The organism is Streptomyces tagetis, from assembly GCF_018069565.1.
GTDB classification, from domain to species: domain Bacteria; phylum Actinomycetota; class Actinomycetes; order Streptomycetales; family Streptomycetaceae; genus Streptomyces; species Streptomyces tagetis.
The window spans coordinates 150,147-168,409 of record NZ_JAGPNL010000009.1; the positions used below are offsets into that span (position 1 = coordinate 150,147).

Consider the following 18,263-nt stretch of genomic DNA (forward strand, 5'->3'; position numbering starts at 1 on the left):
CGTGCACACCGTCCGCCCCGTGTTCCAGCACCCTAGGCGATGATCGGTTCCGTTCCCGCCGCCGCGTGACGGCCGTACGGGCACGATGACGTGCGGACCCGCGACGGGGGTTCCGCGGGGGTGCGCCGGGTGGGGCCTCTGTGACAGAACGCGCACATTCGCGCCCGTGTTCGCTTCCGGTGGAGGCTCGGAACACGCCCCTAGCCGCGTGGCCGCCGCGGGTGCCACCATGGAGGAGATCCGGGGACGCCGTAAGGGTGCCTCGAGATGACATGAAGGAGCGTTGCCATGACGCAGCTTCCGGCTGCCCAGACGCCACAGCGTCCGCCCGCCGACGCCGGGAAGGCGCTGTACGGGGGCAAGAGCACCCGCCGCATCACCGTCCGCGACATCGCCGCCGCCAAGGAGCGCGGCGAGAAGTGGCCCATGCTCACCGCGTACGACGCGATGACCGCGTCCGTCTACGACGAGGCCGGCATCCCGGTGATCCTCGTCGGCGACTCCGCGGGCAACTGTCACCTGGGCTACGAGACCACCGTGCCGGTGACGCTGGACGAGATGACCATGCTCTCCGCCGCAGTCGTGCGGGGCACGAGCCGCTGCCTGGTCGTCGCCGACCTGCCCTTCGGCACCTACCAGGAGGGGCCGGCGCAGGCGCTGCGCTCGGCGATGCGGCTGGTCAAGGAGGCCGGGGCCGGGGCGGTCAAGCTGGAGGGCGGCGAGCGCTCGCACCGGCAGATCGAGCTGCTGGTGGAGTCCGGCATCCCGGTGATGGCGCACATCGGCCTGACCCCGCAGTCGGTCAACGCCATGGGCTACCGCGTCCAGGGCCGCGGCGAGGAGGCCGCCCAGCAACTGCTGCGGGACGCCAAGGCGGTGCAGGACGCGGGCGCCTTCTCGGTGGTGCTGGAGCTGGTCCCGGCCGAGCTGGCCGCCGAGGTGACGCGCACCCTGCACATCCCGACCGTGGGCATCGGCGCCGGGGCCGGCACGGACGCGCAGGTACTGGTGGGCACCGACATGCTCGGGCTGACCGGCGGCCGGGTGCCGAAGTTCGTCAGGAAGTACGCCGACCTGCGCCAGGTCATGGGCGACGCGGCGAAGGCGTTCGCCGAGGACGTCGTCGGCGGAACGTTCCCGCAGGAGGAGCACTCCGTCCACTGATCCACCGCGGTACGACGCCGGCCCCGCCGATCTTCCCCCGTCGGCGGGGCCGGCCCCTTCCCGCCCCCGGCGGGCCGGCCGGCTGTCGGCCGGATGTCGGCGGTTTGTCGGCGGGGCCTGGCACCGTCGTCGTCATGAAGGACATCGACAACGCCCCGACGGCCGCGGACAGCGCGGTCACCGTACGGGGACTGGTCAAGCACTACGGCGAGACCAAGGCGCTGGACGGGGTCGACCTGGACGTGCGCGAGGGCACCGTGATGGGCGTCCTCGGACCCAACGGCGCCGGCAAGACCACCCTCGTACGCATCCTGTCCACCCTCATCACCCCCGACGCGGGCCACGCGGTCGTCGCCGGGTACGACGCCGTGCGCCAGCCGCGCCAACTGCGCCGGGTGATCGGGCTGACCGGGCAGTACGCCTCCGTGGACGAGAAGCTCCCCGGCTGGGAGAACCTGTACCTGATCGGCCGGCTGCTCGACCTGCCCCGCAAGGAGGCCCGCGCCCGCGCCGACGAGCTGCTGGAGCGGTTCTCGCTGACCGAGGCCGCCAAGCGGCCCACCGCCACCTACTCCGGCGGCATGCGGCGCCGGCTGGACCTGGCCGCCTCCATGATCGGCCGCCCGGCCGTGCTCTTCCTCGACGAGCCGACCACCGGGCTGGACCCGCGCACCCGCAATGAGGTGTGGGACGAGGTCAAGCGCATGGTCGGCGACGGCGTCACCGTGCTGCTCACCACCCAGTACATGGAGGAGGCCGAACAGCTCGCCACCGAACTGACCGTGGTCGACCGCGGCCGGGTCATCGCCGGCGGCGGCATCGAGGAGCTGAAGGCCCGCGTCGGCGGGCGCACCCTGCGCGTCCGCCCCGTCGACCCGGCGCATCTGCGCCCGCTCGCCGCCTTCCTGGACGAGACCGGCCTCACCGGGCTCGCCACCGCCACGGTCGACACCCGGCGCGACGACGTCCTCGTCCCGATCCTCAGCGACGAGCAGCTCACCGCCGTGGTCGGCGCGGTCACCGGGCGCGGCATCACCCTCGCCTCCATCACCACCGAACTGCCCAGCCTGGACGAGGTCTTCCTGTCCCTCACCGGCCACCGCGCCGGCGCCCCGCAGGACTCCGCGCCCGCCGACACCCGCGAGGAGGCCACCGTATGAGCGCCGCCACCCTGACCGCCCCGACGAACGCGCCCGACGCCCGCATCCCGCTCCGCGCGCACCTGCGGCACACCGGCGCCCTGGTCCGGCGCAACCTGCTGTGGATCCGGCAGGACCCGGAGTCGATGTTCGACGCCCTGCTCTTCCCGATCGTCTTCACGCTGCTGTTCGTCTACGTCTTCGGCGGCTCCATCGGGCAGGCGCTCGGCGGCGGCCAGGACCAGTACGTGCAGTACGTGGTGCCCGGACTGATGGCCATGATGGGCATGAACATGGCCATGGGGGTCGGGACCGGGTTCAACACCGACTTCAACTCCGGGGTGATGGACCGCTTCCGGTCCCTGCCCATCGGGCGCGGCTCGGTGCTCTTCGCCAAGATCGCGGTGGAGCTGCTGCGGATGCTGTTCGCCACGGCGGTGCTGATGATCGTCGCCGTGCTGGTCGGCTTCGAGATCACCGACTGGCCGGGGCTGCTGGCCTCGGTGGGCCTGTCCGCGGTCTTCGGCTCGTCCGTGATGTGGGTCTTCCTCACCCTCGGCGTGGTGATGAAGAGCGCCCAGTCGGTGCAGGCGATGGGCTTCCTGGTGCTGATGCCGCTCCAGTTCGGCTCGTCCATCTTCGCCCCGCCCGGCTCCATGCCGGGGTGGCTGGAGGCGTTCACCCGCTACAACCCGCTCTCCACCCTGGCGGACGCCGCGCGCGGGCTGATGACGGGCGGCCCGGTCGCCCACAACCTGTGGATCACCCTCGGCTGGTCGGTGGCGCTCACCGCGGTGATGGCGCCGGTCGCCATCCACAAGTTCCGTACGAAGAGCTGACGGGCGGGCTCAGACCAGGGCGGCGGCCTCCTGCGGGGAGAGGCCGCCGCCCTCCGCGTACGCGGCCCGGTACGCCTCGGGGCCGAGCGCCCGCGCGGCCCGGCGTACGGCGCGGTCGCGGACGTCCCGCTCCTGGGCGGACGGCACGTGGCGGGGCGGCAGGGCCGCGTCGGCGGCGCCGATCAGCCGGGCGGCGTCCCGGGCGCGGCTGCCCCCGTCGACGCGGGCGAGGGCGGTCGCCGCGAGGGTGAGGTAGGCGGAGCGCATGTTGGGGGCGAAGGCCGCGGAGAGCGGGTCCTCGGCGAGCCGCAGCACCTGCCGGGACTTGGCGAGGCACTCCTCGTCCAGGCCCTCCAGGGTGTCGAGCCATGCCTCGGTGGCGAGGATCACGGCGTCGAAGACGATGAAGTGGGAGATGGCGAACTCCTCGCGCACCAGCCGCACCTGCTCGCGGGCCTCGGCGGTCCGGCCGGTGATGCCGAGCCGTACGGAGAGGAAGAGCCGGGCGGCGGGCATCGCCCCGTTGTGGAGCATGCCCCGCGCCTGGTCGATGACGTCGCGCAGGACACGTTCGCCCTCGTCGCCGTCGCCCGCCTCCAGCAGGGCGCTGCCGAGCCGGGCGCCGAGGACGGCCACCTGGGCGTGGGCGCCGAGGCGTTCGGCGTGCTCGGCGGCGGCCTCGTAGTCGGCGGCGGCGAGCAGGTAGGCACCCTCGCGTTCGCGGGCCTCGGCGCGGGCGGAGAGGGCCTCGGCGGCGCCCCAGGCGTCCCCGAGGCGGCGGTAGATCTCCAGGGACTCGTCGGCGTCGCGGCCCGCGTCGCCCGCCCAGTCGGTGCGGTTGGCGAGCAGGTTGGCCCGCATCTGGAGGGCGCCGGCCAGCTCCCACGCGTAGCCGGGGGTGGCGCGGCAGGTGGCGACGGCGGCGTCCGCGATCTCGCGCAGCCGGGGCACGTCGCCGCTGAGCATCACCGCGAAGAACCAGAACAGGCCGGGGCTGACGCAGGTCTGGGGCATGCCCGGCTGGTAGGTGCGGGCGATGGCGCGCAGCTTCCCCTGGGCCTGCGGGTTCTGCCACGCCTCCAACTCGGTGTCCATGCAGGCCAGGTGGGCCAGGTGGACGCCGCGCCGGGCCTCGGCGAGGACCTCGCCGGTCATCGGGGGCGGTGCGGCCGTGCACCGCTCCCACACCGGCCGGGCCGGGCGGACCGGCTCGGCGAAGGGGTCGGGGCCGAGCGCCATCACCTCCGCGAGCCAGGTGCGGGACTCCACCCGCAGGTCGCGGATCTGCCAGTACCAGACCAGGGACAGGGTGAGGATCAGCGCCTCCTGCTCGTCGCGTTCGGCGAGCGCGTGGCGCAGGGCGGTGCGCAGGTTCTCGTACTCGCGCTCCAGCCGGGCGATGGCGGCCAGTTGCCGGGGGCCGCGCAGCAACGGGTCGGTGGTGCGGGCGAGTTCGCGGTAGTACGTGAGGTGCGCGCGTTCGGCGGCGGCGCGTCCACCGGTCTCGTCGAGGCGTTCGGCGGCGTATTCGGCGACGGTCTCCAGGAGCCGGTAGCGCATGCCGTCACCGTCCTGCGCGTCCGGTACGGGCGCGGCGACGACGAGGGACTTGTCGACGAGGGAGCCGAGGGCGTGCAGGGCGGCGGGGCCGCAGACCGCCTCGGCGGCGGCGAGGCCGCAGCCGCCGGCGAAGACGGACAGGCGGCGCAGGACCTCGCGTTCCTCCTCGTCGAGCAGGTCCCAGGACCAGTCGACGACCGCGCGCAGGGTCTGCTGGCGGGGCCGGACGGTGCGGCTGCCGGAGGTGAGCAGGCGGAAGCGGTCGTCGAGCCGGTCGGCGATCTGGCGGGGGGTGAGCATCCGCAGCCGGGCGGCGGCCAGTTCGATGGCGAGGGGCAGTCCGTCGAGGCGGCGGCAGATCTCGGCGCACGCCTCCGGGTCGTCCTCGGTGCGGAAGCCGGGGCGGGCGGCGGCGCCCCGGTCGGCGAGCAGCCGCAGCGCGGCCGGTTCGGAGAGCGGCTCGACGGGGCGCAGCAGTTCGCCGGGGACGCCGAGGGGTTCGCGGCTGGTGGCGAGGACGGTCAGGCCGGGACAGCGGGCGAGCAGTTCCTCGGCGAGGCGGGCGGCGGCCTCGACGACGTGTTCGCAGTTGTCGAGGACGATCAGCATGCGGCGCCGGCCACAGTGCTCGACGAGGCGTTCGACGGCGGTGGCGCGGCGGTCGGCGACGGCCCGCAGCTCCTCGGCGCCGGCGCCGAACAGCACGGTCTCACGGGCTCCGACGGCGGTCAGGACGGCCTCGGGCACGGCGTCGGGGTCGTCGACGGGGGCCAGTTCGGCGAGCCACACCCCGTCGCGGGCGGCGGGCCCGGCGTGCTCAGCGGCCTCCTGGGAGAGGCGGGTCTTCCCGGAGCCGCCGGGGCCGAGCAGGGTGACCAGGCGGGTGCCGGCCAGGTCGGCGCGGAGCACCTGGAGGTCGGCGTCGCGGCCGACGAAGGAGGTGAGGCGGGCGCGGAGGTTGCCGCGCGGGCGGGTGTCCGGCGGCAGGGGCGCGGGGGCGGGCGTCGGCGTGTCCCCCGCCGGGGGCCCGAGGAGCCCGGCGTGCAGGGCGCGCAGCTCGGGCCCGGGGTCGGTGCCGAGCCGGTCGGCGAGCAGGCGTCGTACGGCGTCGTAGGCGGCGAGGGCCTCGGCGGTGCGGCCGGTGTCGCGCAGGGCGCGCAGCCGCAGGGCCTGGAGGGGCTCGTCGAGGGGGTGGCCGTCGCACAGGGCGGTCAGCTCGGGCAGCGACTCCTCGGCGTGGCCGAGGTCGAGGGCGGCGGTGTGGCGGGCGCGCAGCACGTCCAGGCGCCGGGTCTCCCGGCGGGCCGCCTCGGCGGTGCGGTCGGGCAGGTCGGCGAGGGCGGGGCCGCGCCACAGGGCGAGGGCGTCGTCCAGGACCTCGGCGGCCTTGGCGGGGTCGCCGTCGGCCAGGGCGCGGGTGCCCTCGCCGGCCAGCCGCTCGAAGCGGTGCAGGTCGACGTCGTCGGGGGCGGCGGTGAGCCGGTAGCCGCCGTCGGCGGAGGCGACCGCGTCGGGGCCCAGCGTCCGGCGCAGCCGGCCGACCAGTGCCTGGAGCGCGCCGGGCGCGTCGGCGGGCGGGTCGCCGGCCCAGACCTCCTCCACCAGCAGTCCGGCGGGCACGGTGCGGCCGGGCCGCAGGGCGAGGACGGTGAGCAGGGCACGCAGCCGCGCCCCGCCGACCGGGACGGTGGTGCCGTCGGAGCGGAGTGCCTGGGTCGTGCCGAGGATGCGGTAGCGCACGGGGTCCATTGTCACCGCCCGCGTCGCGCCCGGTCACGGGGTTTCCGCGGTGCGGCGCCCGGCGGGGCGGTCCGGGGACGCACGGCGCTGCCACGCTCGCGGAGTTCCCGGCGCCCCCTTCGCCCCTCCGCCCCCGCGCCCCGGCGCTTTTGCGCGCCCCCGGCCCTCGCCCCGCCCCGGCCGGGCCGGTACCGTCGTCGGGCCCCGGTCCGTAGCTCAGGAGCCCGCCCATGGTCAGCGTCCCCGTCCGCCCAGGTGATCGGCGGGTCAGTCCCGTCTTCCTCGGGATCGCGGCCGTCGCCGCGGTGGCCGGGTGGGCCCTTTGGACCGGGTTCGGGGACGTGCCCCGGTTCTCGGTGTTCCTCTTCGTGACGGCCGCCTGGGTCGTCTCGCTCTGCCTGCACGAGTACGCGCACGCCCGTACCGCCCTGCACAGCGGCGACCTCACGGTCGGCGCGAAGGGCTACCTCACCCTGAACCCGCTGAAGTACACGCACGCCCTGCTCAGCATCGTGCTGCCGGTGGTGTTCGTGGCGCTGGGCGGGATCGGCCTGCCCGGCGGCGCCGTCTTCATCGAGCGCGGGCGTATCCGGGGGCGCTGGCGGCACAGCCTGATCTCGGCCGCGGGCCCGCTGACGAACGTGCTGTTCGCCGTGGTGTGCACGGCCCCGTTCTGGCTGGACGCGCTGGACGGCGTGCCGCCCGCCTTCCGGTCCGCCCTCGCCTTCCTCGCCCTGCTCCAGGTCACGGCGGCGATCCTGAACTTCCTGCCGGTGCCGGGCCTGGACGGTTACGGCGTGATCGAGCCCTGGCTCTCGCCCGGGGTGCGGCGGCAGGTCGAACCGTTCGCCCGCTACGGCCTGCTCTTCGCGGTCGTGCTGCTGCTGTGGGTGCCGGTGGTCAACGGCGTGTTCTTCGACGCCGTGCACGCGATCCTGTGCGGCCTCGGCGTCGAGAGGGAGTACTCGTCCTGCGGTTACACGCTGTACCGGTTCTGGGAGGACGGCTGGTTCTGCGCCGTCAGTGCGTGACCGACTCGCGGCGGGCGTCGCGGTCGCGCTTGACGTAGTACCAGCACATGTTGGACGTCAGACCGGTCAGCAGGACCCAGACGACGCCGATCAGCACGTGGCCCTGGGTGAAGGAGAGGACGGCGGCGGCCACGGCGAGCACGCAGACGATCAGGGCGTAGAGGGCGAGACGGGGCATGCGGGGGCTCCTGTCGGGGGACACGGCGGGCACTGCTGCGCCCTCCAGTGTCCCCCATGGCCTCATACGTCCGTCACGCGGAGCCCGGCGTGGGCCTTGTAGCGGCGGTTCACGGAGATCAGGTTGGCGACCAGCGACTCGACCTGGTGGGCGTTGCGCAGCCGGCCGGCGAAGACGCCGCGCATGCCGGGGACGCGTCCGGCGAGGGCCTGGACGGTCTCGACGTCGGCCCGCGCCTCGCCGAGCACCATCACGTCGGTGTCGATCTGGTCGATCTCCGGGTCCTGGAGGAGGACGGCCGACAGGTGGTGGAAGGCGGCGGTGACCCGGCTGTCGGGGAGCAGGGCGGCGGCCTGCTCGGCGGCGCTGCCCTCCTCGGGCTTCAGGGCGTAGGCGCCCTTCTTGTCGAAGCCGAGCGGGTTGACGCAGTCGACGACGAGCTTGCCGGCGAGTTCCGCGCGGAGCGACTCCAGGGTGGCGCCGTGGCCCTCCCAGGGCACGGCGACGATGACGAGGTCGCTGCGGCGGGCGGTCTCGGCGTTGTCGGCGCCCTCGACGCCGAGGCCGATGTCCGCGGCGGCGGCCTGGGCGCGTTCGGCGGCGCGGGAGCCGACGATCACCTTCTGGCCGGCCTTGGCGAGCCGGTAGGCGAGGCCCTTGCCCTGGGGGCCGGTCCCGCCGAGGACGCCGACGACGAGCCCGGAGACGTCGGGCAGGTCCCAGGGGTCCTTGGCGGGGGCCTTCTGTGCGGCACTGTCGGTAGAGGTCATGTGCCGACCCTACGTCCGCGCGGGCCCCCGCACCGGCTCCGGGGCCGGGACGCCGGGACCGGGGCGCCGGGTCCCCGGATCGGGGGAACCGGGGGCGAACGCCCCCGCGCGCGGGGCGGGTTGCGGCAGGATGCGCGCCATGGACGCCGTACGGGTCGCGCTGCTGCGGGAAGTGCTCGCCGGGACCGAGTGGCTGGGGGCCACCCGGCGGTTCGCGGGGGCGCTGCGCGGGTCGGTGGTCTCGCACGGGGGCGGTCTGCTGCTGGTGGGCACCGCCGACCACGAGCCGTGGCACCTGGCGGCGCATCTGGTGGACGAGGCCGCCTGGTCGGGCACGCCGGAGCTGACCCCGACCCTGGTGCGGCACGACGCGCGTCCCTCGGACCCGGCGCACCTGGCGGTGGGGCTGGGGCGGCTCGCGGCGGCGCGGCGCGGGGAGACGCTGCTCGTGGTGACGCCGGACGATCCGGGGGCGCGGCTGCTGGAGGGCGTGCACGACGCCCGGCGGGCCGGGGCGACGGTGCTGGCGCTGGGCACCGGCGGGCACGCCGGGGAGCGGGAGCTGACCGCGATGGCGCACGAGACGCTGGCCGTGCCCGACGGCGCCGAACTGGACCTGGACACGGTGCAGCACCTGGTCAGCGCGGCGGCCGGGGAGAACGCGGTGCCGCCGCAGCGCGGGCGGCGCACCTTCCGGGACCGGCTCTCCCGCCTCGCCGACCACCTGACGGCCCCGCCCCCGCCCCGCTGGTGACGGGGAGCGGCGGGCGGGGCCGGCAAGGCCGCCACGGACGAGGTCAGTCCTCGGCGCGGGTGTCGTCCGGGTCGTGCCAGCGGGGGTCGTTCTCCCACTGGAGGTCGCGCTCGCGGGCGGTCTCCATCGCGCGCTCGGCCTCCGCGCGGGAGGTGTAGGGCCCGAAGCGGTTCTTGGCCGGGCACTCCGGCCCCTCCTCCACCTTCTGGTGCTCCAGGCAGTAGAACCACTCGCCCGGTCTGCCGACGGTGCGCTTCTTGAACAGGGCCATGACCGGCTCCTTTCGCCAGGGACATGGTGTCGTATGCCCGCTGGTTAGACTCGCTGGCATGTCTGGCCAGTCGCTGCTCGTCCCAGGGGAGCTGTCTCCCACCCGTTCCGTACCCGGAAACATCCGCCGGCCCGAGTACGTCGGCAGACCGGCGCCGACCCCGTACACCGGGCCGGAGGTGCAGACGCCCGAGACGGTCGAGGCGATGCGCCGGGCCGGGCGGATCGCGGCGCGGGCGATGGCCGAGGCGGCGAAGCTCATCGCGCCCGGGGTGACCACGGACGAGCTGGACCGGGTGGCGCACGCCTACATGTGCGACCACGGCGCCTACCCCTCGACGCTCGGCTACCGCGGCTTCCCGAAGTCGCTGTGCACCTCGGTCAACGAGGTGATCTGCCACGGCATCCCGGACTCGACGGTGCTGCGCGACGGCGACATCGTCAACCTGGACGTGACGGCGTACGTCGGCGGGGTGCACGGCGACACCAACGCCACCTACCTCGTCGGCGAGGTGGCCGAGGAGAGCCGCGCGCTGGTCGAGCGCACCCGCGAGGCGCTCGACCGGGCGATCAAGGCGGTGAAGCCGGGCCGGCAGATCAACGTCATCGGCCGGGTCATCGAGTCCTACGCCAAGCGCTTCGGCTACGGGGTGGTCCGCGACTTCACCGGCCACGGCATCAACACCGCGTTCCACTCCGGGCTGATCGTGCCGCACTACGACAGCCCGCACGCCACGACCGTGATCCGGCCCGGCATGACCTTCACGATCGAGCCGATGCTGACGCTCGGGACGATCGAGTACGACATGTGGGAGGACGGCTGGACGGTCGTGACGAAGGACCGCAAGCGGACCGCCCAGTTCGAGCACACGCTGGTGGTGACGGACACGGGGGCGGAGATCCTCACCCTCCCCTGACCCCCGCGGCCCCCACGGCCCCGCCGAGACCCGCCCGCCCGGAGCTTCCGGGCCGGCGGGTCTTCTGTTTCCCCGGGTCGGAGGCACCCCTCGCGTTTCCGACATGCTGTCGGTAAAGTTACCGACAGCATGTCGGAACTGTTACCGACAAAGCGTCGGGAAAGTATTGACTTAGGTAAGCCTAACCATAGAAACTCTGACCATGGACTCCTTCTCGACCCTCATCCGCACGGCCTCCCACGAGCAGCACGTGGAGGCGGAGACCTCCACCTTCATGAGCGACCTGCTCGGCGGCCGACTCGGAGTCGACGCGTACGCGCGCTACACCGAGCAACTGTGGTTCGTCTACGAAGCCCTGGAGGACGCCGCCGCCCGGCTCGCCTCGGACCCGGTGGCCGGTCCCTTCGTCCGGCCGGAGCTGCTGCGCCTGCCCTCCCTGGAACGCGACCTGGCGCACCTGCGCGGTGCCGACTGGCGCGCGGGCGTGACCGCCCTGCCGGCGACCGAGGAGTACGCGGCCCGCATCCGCGAGTGCGCCGATCAGTGGCCCGCCGGTTACATCGCCCACCACTACACGCGCTACCTGGGCGACCTGTCCGGCGGCCAGATCATCCGCGACAAGGCCGAGCGCACCTGGGGCTTCACGAAGAAGGGCGACGGCGTCCGCTTCTACGTCTTCGACGGCATCGGCAACCCGGCCGCCTTCAAGCGCGAGTACCGCGAGCTGCTGGACGGCATCCGCGCCGACGACCTGGAGAAGCAGCGCGTGATCGCCGAGTGCAAGCGGGCCTTCGCGCTCAACACCGGCGTCTTCCGCGCCCTGGGCGAGGAGTTCCCGCTCTCGGCCTGAGCCGCGTCCCCGTCCGCCGTGTCCTGGTCCCCCCTCGGCCGAGTCGCCGAGGGGGGACCAGGGCGTGGGCGTACGGTCACCGCTCCAGGCGGACCCGTCCGCCGACCTCGACCCAGCCGCCGGGCTGCGGTGCCGTCAGAAGCTGCGAGCCGGTCCCCTGCGTGATGTTGAGGGCCCGGCCCAGCGACGCGGTCAGCAGCAGCGCCGCCGTGCCCGTCGCCTCGTCCTCGCCCGTCCCGGCGGGGCCGGGGAAGGCGCGGGCGCGGACCCGGCCCGCCGGCTCGTCCTCCCAGGCCCAGGCGTACAGCCCCGGCCTCTTGCCCGGCGCCTCCACCTGCCCCTCCCCCGGCGCCCCGCCGGGCTCTTCCCCGGGCGCGGGCACCGGCAGGGCGTCCACCTCGGCGGCGTCGGCGCAGTGGCGCAGGGTGTGCGGCGGGGCCCACTCGGGCCGGGCCTCGATCCAGGTGAACTCCCCGTCCAGCCGTACGCCCACCGTCCCGGCGGGCACGACCAGTTCGGGCACGTCCAGCAGCCAGGCCGTGCCGACGCAGGCGTCCCCGGCGAGCGGCGGGCGCCCGGCGGGTGTGTGGACGTCGAGGACACCGCGCTCCGGGTCGTCGACGAACACGGTCTCGCCGAAGCCCAGTTTGGCGGCCAGCTCCCGCCGCTCCTCGGTGCCGGGGACGCGGGACCCGTCGCGGACGACGCCGATCTCGTTGCCGTACCCACCGTTCGGCGCGCAGAAGACCCGCAGTACGTCGTAGTCGGTCACGGGGGCATTCAAACACCGCGGACACGGCCGCGCGGGCCGGTGCCCCGTCGTCGTGACGGTGGCACCGGCCCGCGTGCCGGGGGGAGTTGGCCGGCCGTCGGCTTCACCGGCGGCCGGCGGCGGGGGCACCCTCGCGCCCCCGCCGGGGGGTCAGCCGGTGACCGTACGCCGCTTGCGGGCGACGAGGACCGCGCCCGCGCCGGCCACGACGGCGAGGCCGGCCGCCGCGCCGAGGGCCGCGCCCGGGACCTCCGAGCCGGTGGCGGCGAGGCTGCCGCCGCCGGTGATGCCGCCCGTGGTGGAGCCGACGCCGCCCACGGAGCCGGTGCCGCCGGCGACCCCGCCGGAGGCGCCGCCACTGCCCGAGCCGCCCGAGCCGCCCGTGCCGCCGCTGCCGCCCGTGCCGCCGTCGGGCAGCTTGGCGCCCTCGCTCAGCGCCACCGACAGGGTGACCGGGTCGAGCACGGTGCCGGCGGTGTAGAAGTCGCCGAACGCCTTGGCGCCGGCCGCGGTGAGCGTGGCGGTGACCCCGTCGACGGTGACGACGTCGTCCTTGGCGGTCAGCGCGGCGGACTTGGCCTTGAGGTCGGCCAGGACCACGCCGGCGGACTTCTCGCCCAGGCTGTTCACGTCGGCGCTGAGCTTGCCCTTGCCGCCGTCGAGGGTGGCCCTCAGGTTGCTCAGGGTCAGGTCGAGGGCGTAACTGCCGTTGGTCTCGTGGCCCTTGAAGTTCACCGCGCCCTTGAAGGAGGCGTCGAGCTTGCCGGCCTTCGTGTCGTAGGTGCCGGTGGCGTCCTTGAAGGTGAAGGCGCCGTTGCCGGCCGCCTGGGCCGCGCCGCCGGAGGCGGTGATGGTGCCCTTGGCTATGGGGCCGGTGACGTAGGCGCGGAACGACTCCTTCACGCCCCAGCCGAGGGTGCCGTCGGCGATGGCGCCCTGGGCCGGCGCCTGGGTGGCGGGGGTCGACGGCTTGGGGGCCGTGGTGCCCTCGCTCGCGGTGGGGCTCGGCTTGCCGGTCGTGGGCGGCGTCGTCGGGGTGGTCTCCGAGGCCGTCGGCTCCGGGGTGCCGGTCGGCGTGCCCGTCGGCTCCGGCGACTGGGTCGGCGGCTCGGAGGTGGGCGGGGTGCTCGGCGTCGACGGGGTGTTCTGCACCACCGTCAGCGGGTCGCCCGCGGCGCCCTTGTAGCTCGCGCTGCCGAAGACCTCCGCGGCCTCGTCAGTCAGCGTGGTCTCCATGTTCTTCATGTCACGGGTGACCTCGACCGTGGCGAGCGGCACATCGTCCCGCGTGGTGCCGTTGGCGGTCACGTCGGCCGTGATCCGGGCGTCCTTGCTGTCGAACTTGACGTCGGACAGGGTGAACGCGAAGCCGTGCGCGGCGGACTCGACCGCGAGGCTGCCCTTGAAGGCGAGGTCCACGGTGTGGCCGGTCGAGTCGTAGCTGCCGGCGCCCTCGGTGAAGGTGAAGGCCCCGTTGCCGGCGGCCTGGCTCGCGCCGCCGGAGGCGGTGAAGCTGCCCTGCGCGTAGGTGGCGACGTAGGTGCGGTACGACTGCTTGATGCCCCAGGTCAGCTCGTAGTCCTTGAGCGGGATCTCGGCCGCCGAGGCGGTGCCCGCGCCGAGGGTGGCGAGGGCGGTCGCGCCGAGGGCGGCGGCCGTCGTCACGGCTGCGGCGAGGGTGATGGAGCGGCGTCGTCTGACGGGCATGCTCGGTTCTCCTTGGGTGGTGGGCCGCCCGGGGGCGGTCGGGGTGGTGGCTCAGCCCTCGTCCGCGGGGGACGCGGAGGCGGCGGCACGGGCGCGGCGCCTGCGGGTGGTGACGACCCCGAGGGCCGCGGCCACCAGCAGCAGGGCACCGGCGGCGATGCCGACGGGCAGAGCGGGGAAGCCGGAGTCGTCGGTGGCGTTCGCGACGGGTTCGGCGGAGGTCTCGGGGTCGGCCTTCGGCTCGGGGCTCGCGCTCGCCGTGGGTTCGCTGCCCAGGTCGGGCAGGGCGGGCAGCTTCGCGTCGTCGGTGAGGGCGACGGCGAGCGAGACCGGGTCCATCTCCGTGCCCTCCTGGTACATCCCGCCGAAGGTCTCGGCGCCGCGCGCGGTGAGCTTGGCGGGGGCCTCGGTCACGGCGACCAGGCCGTCGGCCGGCTTGAGGTCCTTGGCGGTGAAGGTGACCAGCGGCACCTTGCCCGCCGTCAGGTCCGGGCTCGCCACATCGGCGTAGAGCGTACCCTTGCCGTCCTTCACGGTGGCGCGGACGGCGCTGAGCTTCAGGTCGAGGCCGTCCTCGCCGGTGAAGCGGACCTCGCCGCGGAAGGCGGCGGTGAGGGTGCCGTCCTCGAAGGTGCCGGTGCCGCCGGGGAAGCGGAAGAGGGCGCCGCCGTCCTGGGCGCCGGCGGCGAGGGTCCACTCGCCGCGGGCGATCTCACCGGTGACGTACTCGCGGAAGGTGCGGCGCACGCCCCAGTCGACCGCGCCGTCGCGGAGCTCGCCGCCGGCGGCCTTCTTCTTCGCCTCCGGGGACTTGGAGGCGTCGCCGGGCGTGGCGGACGGCTCCTTCTTCGGCGCCGGGGCGCGGACGTCGGCGGAGAGGCTGACCGGGTCGAGCGGGGTGCCGGCGGTGTAGTAGCCGGCGAAGGAGGCGGCGCCCTGGGAGGTGAGGGTGGCGGGCAGGTTGTTGAGGACGACGGAGGTGCCGCCGCCCTTCATGTCGATGCCGCCGAGGGAGAGGGCGGCGAAGGGCACCTGACGGGACGTCGTGACCGCCCCGGTGTCCTTCGCCTTGCTGACGACGTCCACGTAGAGCGTGCCGGAGGAGCCGGAGATGCTCACCGTGGGACGGCTGATGGTGAGGTCGAGCTGGTGCCCGCCGTTGCCCGTGGGGTGGCCGACGAAGCGCACGCCGCCCGAGAAGGCGGCCCGGAAGGCGCCGGTGGCACCGTCGTAGGAGCCGCTCGCGGAGTGGAAGCGGAAGGCGCTGCCGCCCACCGTGGCGGCGCCGCCGGTCAGGGAGTAACTCCCCTTGGCGATGGGCCCGGTGACATAACTCTGGAAACTGGATTTGATGCCCCAGTCGAGCCGGCCGCCCTGCACCGTCCGGTTCTCGGCGTGGGCGGCGGTCACCGGGAGCAGGGCCCCGAGGACCACCGCGCACAACACGGTGACCAGGGTGCGGAATCGGGCGGGCATGGCACGTCCTCCGGATCGGGGGCCGGTAACAAGTGGAGGTAAGGCTAACCTAAGCTATAAATTACTCATACTGGTGGGTGGATGAAAGGAACGGACGGAATCGTGCGACGCTTGCGAACCCGACTGGCGGGAGCACTGCTGTCCGTGCTCGCCCTCACGTTGACCGCGACCGGATGCGGAGGCTCCACCAAGGCCGCGCCCACCGCCGGGAAGTCCTCGTCGGCCCCGGCCGGACCGAACCGGCTGGAGCCCCTGGAGGGCAAGCCCGAGCCCCGTCTGCCGGTCACCGTGCGCTCCGCCGACGGCGAGCGGGTGACGGTGGAGCGGGCCGAGCGGATCGTGCCGCTCTCCGGCAGCCTCAGCGAGATCGTCTTCACCCTGGGGCTCGGCGACCGGGTCGTCGCCCGTGACGTCTCCGCCACCTTCGACCAGGCGGCGAAGCTGCCCGTGGTCACCCGGGGCCACGACGTCTCCGCGGAGAGCGTGCTCTCGCTCCGTCCGGACCTGGTCGTCGCCGAGACGACCACCGGACCGCAGGAGGCCGTCGACCAGATCCGCGCGGCCGGCGTCCCGGTGCTCTTCGTGAAGGCGGCGAAGGGCCTGGACGACGTGGGCTCGCGCATCCGGACGGTCGCGGAGGCGCTCGGGGTGCCCGCGGCCGGCGAGGAGCTGGCCCGGCGCTCCCAGGAGCGGATCGAGGCCGTGCGCAAAAACGTTCCGCAGAACAAGGACGAGCCGCGCGTGGCCTTCCTCTACCTGCGCGGCTCGGCCTCCGTCTACCTCCTCGGCGGCCGGGACTCCGGCGCCGCCTCCCTGATCGAGGCGGCCGGCGGGATCGACGCCGGGGCCGCCTCCGGCCTGAACAAGGACTTCACCCCCATCACCAGCGAGGCCCTGGCCAAGGCGGCGCCCGACGCGATCCTCGTGATGAGCAAGGGCCTCGAATCGGTCGGCGGCGTCGACGGGCTGGCCGAGATCCCCGGCATCGCCCAGACCCCTGCCGGGATGGACCGCCGGATCGTCTCCGTCGAGGACGGCGTCCTGCTCAACTACGGCCCGCGCACCGACCAGGTGCTGAAGTCCGTCGTCGAGCAGCTCTACGGCGAGGGCGGCGCACGGTGACCGTCCTGGACAAGCCGGCCCGCCCGGCCGCCCCCGCCCAGGGAACCCCGCCGCGCGGCCGGCGCGGCACCGCCTGGCTGCTGACGGCTGCCCTCGCCGCCGGGCTCCTCGTCCTCGTGCCGGTCGCGGCCGGCACCGGCGCCTACCCGATCCCGGTCGGCGACGTGCTCGGCTCGCTGCTGAACCGGGCGGGGCTCGGCGGCACCGCACTCGACCGGGTGGCCGAGTCGGTGCTGTGGAACGTGCGCTTCCCCCGGATCGTGCTCGCCCTGCTGGTCGGCGCCTCCCTGGGCTGCGCGGGCGCCCTGATGCAGGGCGTCTTCGGCAACCCGCTCGCCGAGCCCGGCGTCATCGGCGTCTCCTCGGGCGCGGCGGTCGGCGCGGTCGCCGCCATCGCCTTCGGGTTCGGCTTCCTCGGCGCCTGGACGGTGCCGGTCTTCGCCTTCGCCTCCGGACTCGTCACGGTCCTGGTGGTCTACGTGATGGCCCGCGCCGGGGGCCGCACCGAGGTCGTGACCCTGATCCTCACCGGCATCGCGCTCAACGCCTTCGCGGGCGCGCTGATCGGCCTCTTCCTCTTCTTCGCGGACACCGCGGCCGTCAACCAGATCACCTTCTGGCAACTGGGCTCGCTCGCCCAGGCGACCTGGCCGAAGGTGCTGGGCGTGCTGCCGTGCGCGGTGATCGGACTGGGCCTGGCCCCGCTGTACGCCCGCCGGCTCGACCTGCTGGCCCTCGGCGAACGCCCCGCCCGGCACCTGGGCGTGGACGTGGAGCGGCTGCGGGTCGTGCTGATCCTGGTGATCGCGCTGCTGACGGCGGCGGCGGTGAGCGTGGCCGGCGTCATCGGCTTCGTCGGCCTCGTCGTCCCGCACCTGCTGCGGATGATGGCGGGACCCGGGCACCGGTTCCTGATCCCGGGCAGCGCCCTGCTCGGCGCCCTCGTCCTGCTCGGCGCCGACCTCGCGGCCCGCACGGTCGCCGAACCGGCCGAGCTGCCGCTGGGGGTGCTGACCGCCCTGGTCGGCAGCCCGTTCTTCTTCTGGCTGCTGCGCCGCACCCGGCGCAGGCAAGGGGGTTGGGCATGAGAGGCGTCCTGAGGGGCGGGCGGCTGTCGCGGCTCGTGCCGTCCCGTCCGGTGCCGCCGGAGCCGGCCGCGCCCGGCGAGGTCCTGGCCGAGGCGGAGGACCTACGGGTCCGGCTGGCCGGCCGGCTGATCCTGGACGGGGTCGGGGTCCACGTCCGCGCGGGCGAGGTCCTCGCCCTGGTCGGCCCCAACGGGGCGGGGAAGTCGACCCTGTTGGGGGCGCTCTCCGCCGATCTGACCCCCGCCGAGGGGACCGTACGCATCCACGGCCGGCCGACGACCGCCTGGTCGGCTCCCGAACTGGCCCTGCGCCGGTCGGTGTTGCCGCAGTCGGCGTCGCTGTCCTTCCCGTTCCCGGTGGAGGACGTGGTGCGGATGGGCCGGGCCCCGTGGGCGGGCACGGAGCGGGAGGACGAGGACGACGCCGTGGTGGCGGAGGCCATGGCGCGTACCGAGGTGACCGCGTTCGCCGGGCGCCCGTTCTCCGCGCTGAGCGGCGGCGAGCGGGCCCGGGTGGCGCTGGCCCGGGTGCTGGCCCAGCAGGCGCCCCTGGTGCTGCTCGACGAGCCGACGGCGGCCCTGGACCTGCGCCACCAGGAACTGGTGCTGCGGCTGTGCCGGGAGCGGGCGGCGGCCGGGGACGCGGTCGTCGTGGTCCTGCACGATCTGGGGCTGGCGGCGGCGTACGCGCACCGGGTGGCGGTCCTGCGCGGCGGCCGGGTGGCCGCCGACGGCCCGCCCTCCGAGGTCTTCTCCGACGCGCTGCTGAGCGAGGTCTACGACCAGCCGGTGGAGGTGCTGGCGCATCCCCGCACGGGCGAGGTGCTGGTGACCCCGCGCCGCGTGCCCTGACCCCTCTCCGCGGAGGTCTTTTGCTGACGGGTCGT

Annotated in this window: 17 protein-coding genes; 10 read left to right on the plus strand and 7 right to left on the minus strand. The window is 74.6% G+C overall.

What is annotated here, in order from left to right; translation table 11 throughout:
• Positions 1-288 precede the first annotated feature (288 nt).
• The 3 genes from panB to J5Y05_RS26870 all read left to right on the plus strand — a co-directional run bounded on the left by panB (position 289) and on the right by J5Y05_RS26870 (position 3,142).
• Positions 289-1,164, plus strand: coding sequence for a 3-methyl-2-oxobutanoate hydroxymethyltransferase (gene panB / locus J5Y05_RS26860; protein ID WP_210875677.1), 876 nt, complete (start codon positions 289-291; stop codon positions 1,162-1,164).
• A 134-nt stretch (positions 1,165-1,298) separates the two neighbouring features.
• Entirely contained in the window at positions 1,299-2,324 is a 1,026-nt protein-coding gene (locus tag J5Y05_RS26865; RefSeq protein WP_210875678.1) for an ATP-binding cassette domain-containing protein, read from the plus strand.
• Positions 2,321-3,142: an ABC transporter permease gene (locus J5Y05_RS26870; protein ID WP_210875679.1), complete on the plus strand. Its 822-nt coding sequence runs from the start codon at positions 2,321-2,323 to the stop codon at positions 3,140-3,142. The genes J5Y05_RS26865 and J5Y05_RS26870 overlap by 4 nt, the downstream gene beginning before the upstream one ends.
• Positions 3,143-3,151: 9 nt before the next feature.
• Here the strand turns inward: J5Y05_RS26870 and J5Y05_RS26875 are convergent, their stop codons facing one another.
• Positions 3,152-6,451 (minus strand): AfsR/SARP family transcriptional regulator, encoded by a 3,300-nt coding sequence (locus tag J5Y05_RS26875; protein WP_210875932.1) that lies wholly within the window; start codon positions 6,449-6,451, stop codon positions 3,152-3,154.
• Between the two features lie 221 nt (positions 6,452-6,672).
• Here J5Y05_RS26875 and J5Y05_RS26880 point away from each other — a divergent pair, with 221 nt between their 5' ends.
• Positions 6,673-7,473, plus strand: coding sequence for a site-2 protease family protein (locus J5Y05_RS26880; RefSeq protein WP_210875680.1), 801 nt, complete (start codon positions 6,673-6,675; stop codon positions 7,471-7,473).
• Here J5Y05_RS26880 and J5Y05_RS26885 read toward each other — a convergent pair.
• Positions 7,463-7,651, minus strand: coding sequence for a hypothetical protein (locus tag J5Y05_RS26885; protein WP_210875681.1), 189 nt, complete (start codon positions 7,649-7,651; stop codon positions 7,463-7,465). The genes J5Y05_RS26880 and J5Y05_RS26885 overlap by 11 nt on opposite strands.
• Before the next feature lie 62 nt (positions 7,652-7,713).
• Positions 7,714-8,421 carry an NADPH-dependent F420 reductase gene (gene npdG, locus J5Y05_RS26890; RefSeq protein ID WP_210875682.1) on the minus strand — a complete coding sequence of 236 codons (708 nt, stop codon included), beginning with the start codon at positions 8,419-8,421 and terminating at the stop codon, positions 7,714-7,716.
• 139 nt (positions 8,422-8,560) lie between these two features.
• On the opposite strand from npdG, the gene J5Y05_RS26895 reads away from it, so the two are divergent.
• A complete protein-coding gene (locus tag J5Y05_RS26895) occupies positions 8,561-9,175 on the plus strand; it encodes a vWA domain-containing protein (RefSeq protein WP_210875683.1) in 615 nt (204 codons plus the stop codon).
• Positions 9,176-9,218: 43 nt separating this feature from the next.
• On the opposite strand, the gene J5Y05_RS26900 is transcribed toward J5Y05_RS26895, so the two are convergent.
• Complete coding sequence (locus tag J5Y05_RS26900) at positions 9,219-9,446, minus strand: hypothetical protein (RefSeq protein ID WP_210875684.1); 228 nt, start codon at positions 9,444-9,446, stop codon at positions 9,219-9,221.
• A gap of 58 nt (positions 9,447-9,504) precedes the next feature.
• Between J5Y05_RS26900 and map the strand changes: the two genes are divergently transcribed.
• Both map and J5Y05_RS26910 read left to right on the plus strand, forming a co-directional pair.
• A complete protein-coding gene (map, locus tag J5Y05_RS26905) occupies positions 9,505-10,362 on the plus strand; it encodes a type I methionyl aminopeptidase (protein WP_210875685.1) in 858 nt (285 codons plus the stop codon).
• 202 nt (positions 10,363-10,564) lie between these two features.
• Positions 10,565-11,212: a biliverdin-producing heme oxygenase gene (locus J5Y05_RS26910; RefSeq protein ID WP_210875686.1), complete on the plus strand. Its 648-nt coding sequence runs from the start codon at positions 10,565-10,567 to the stop codon at positions 11,210-11,212.
• Positions 11,213-11,288: 76 nt separating this feature from the next.
• Here J5Y05_RS26910 and J5Y05_RS26915 read toward each other — a convergent pair whose 3' ends face one another.
• The 3 genes from J5Y05_RS26915 to J5Y05_RS26925 form a co-directional block, all read right to left on the minus strand.
• Positions 11,289-11,984 carry a PhzF family phenazine biosynthesis protein gene (locus tag J5Y05_RS26915; protein WP_210875687.1) on the minus strand — a complete coding sequence of 232 codons (696 nt, stop codon included), beginning with the start codon at positions 11,982-11,984 and terminating at the stop codon, positions 11,289-11,291.
• A gap of 150 nt (positions 11,985-12,134) precedes the next feature.
• Complete coding sequence (locus J5Y05_RS26920) at positions 12,135-13,691, minus strand: HtaA domain-containing protein (protein ID WP_210875688.1); 1,557 nt, start codon at positions 13,689-13,691, stop codon at positions 12,135-12,137.
• A 51-nt stretch (positions 13,692-13,742) separates the two neighbouring features.
• Complete coding sequence (locus J5Y05_RS26925) at positions 13,743-15,167, minus strand: HtaA domain-containing protein (RefSeq protein WP_210875689.1); 1,425 nt, start codon at positions 15,165-15,167, stop codon at positions 13,743-13,745.
• Positions 15,168-15,248: 81 nt separating this feature from the next.
• Between J5Y05_RS26925 and J5Y05_RS26930 the strand changes: the two genes are divergently transcribed.
• Genes J5Y05_RS26930 through J5Y05_RS26940 form a run of 3 tightly spaced genes read left to right on the plus strand, consistent with a single transcriptional unit; the run spans position 15,249 to position 18,228 of the window.
• Entirely contained in the window at positions 15,249-16,289 is a 1,041-nt protein-coding gene (locus J5Y05_RS26930) for a heme/hemin ABC transporter substrate-binding protein (protein ID WP_210875690.1), read from the plus strand.
• Positions 16,286-17,377 carry a FecCD family ABC transporter permease gene (locus tag J5Y05_RS26935; protein WP_210875691.1) on the plus strand — a complete coding sequence of 364 codons (1,092 nt, stop codon included), beginning with the start codon at positions 16,286-16,288 and terminating at the stop codon, positions 17,375-17,377. The genes J5Y05_RS26930 and J5Y05_RS26935 overlap by 4 nt, the downstream gene beginning before the upstream one ends.
• Positions 17,374-18,228, plus strand: a complete 855-nt coding sequence (locus J5Y05_RS26940) for a heme ABC transporter ATP-binding protein (RefSeq protein ID WP_210875692.1) — start codon at positions 17,374-17,376, stop codon at positions 18,226-18,228. The genes J5Y05_RS26935 and J5Y05_RS26940 overlap by 4 nt, the downstream gene beginning before the upstream one ends.
• Positions 18,229-18,263 lie beyond the last annotated feature (35 nt).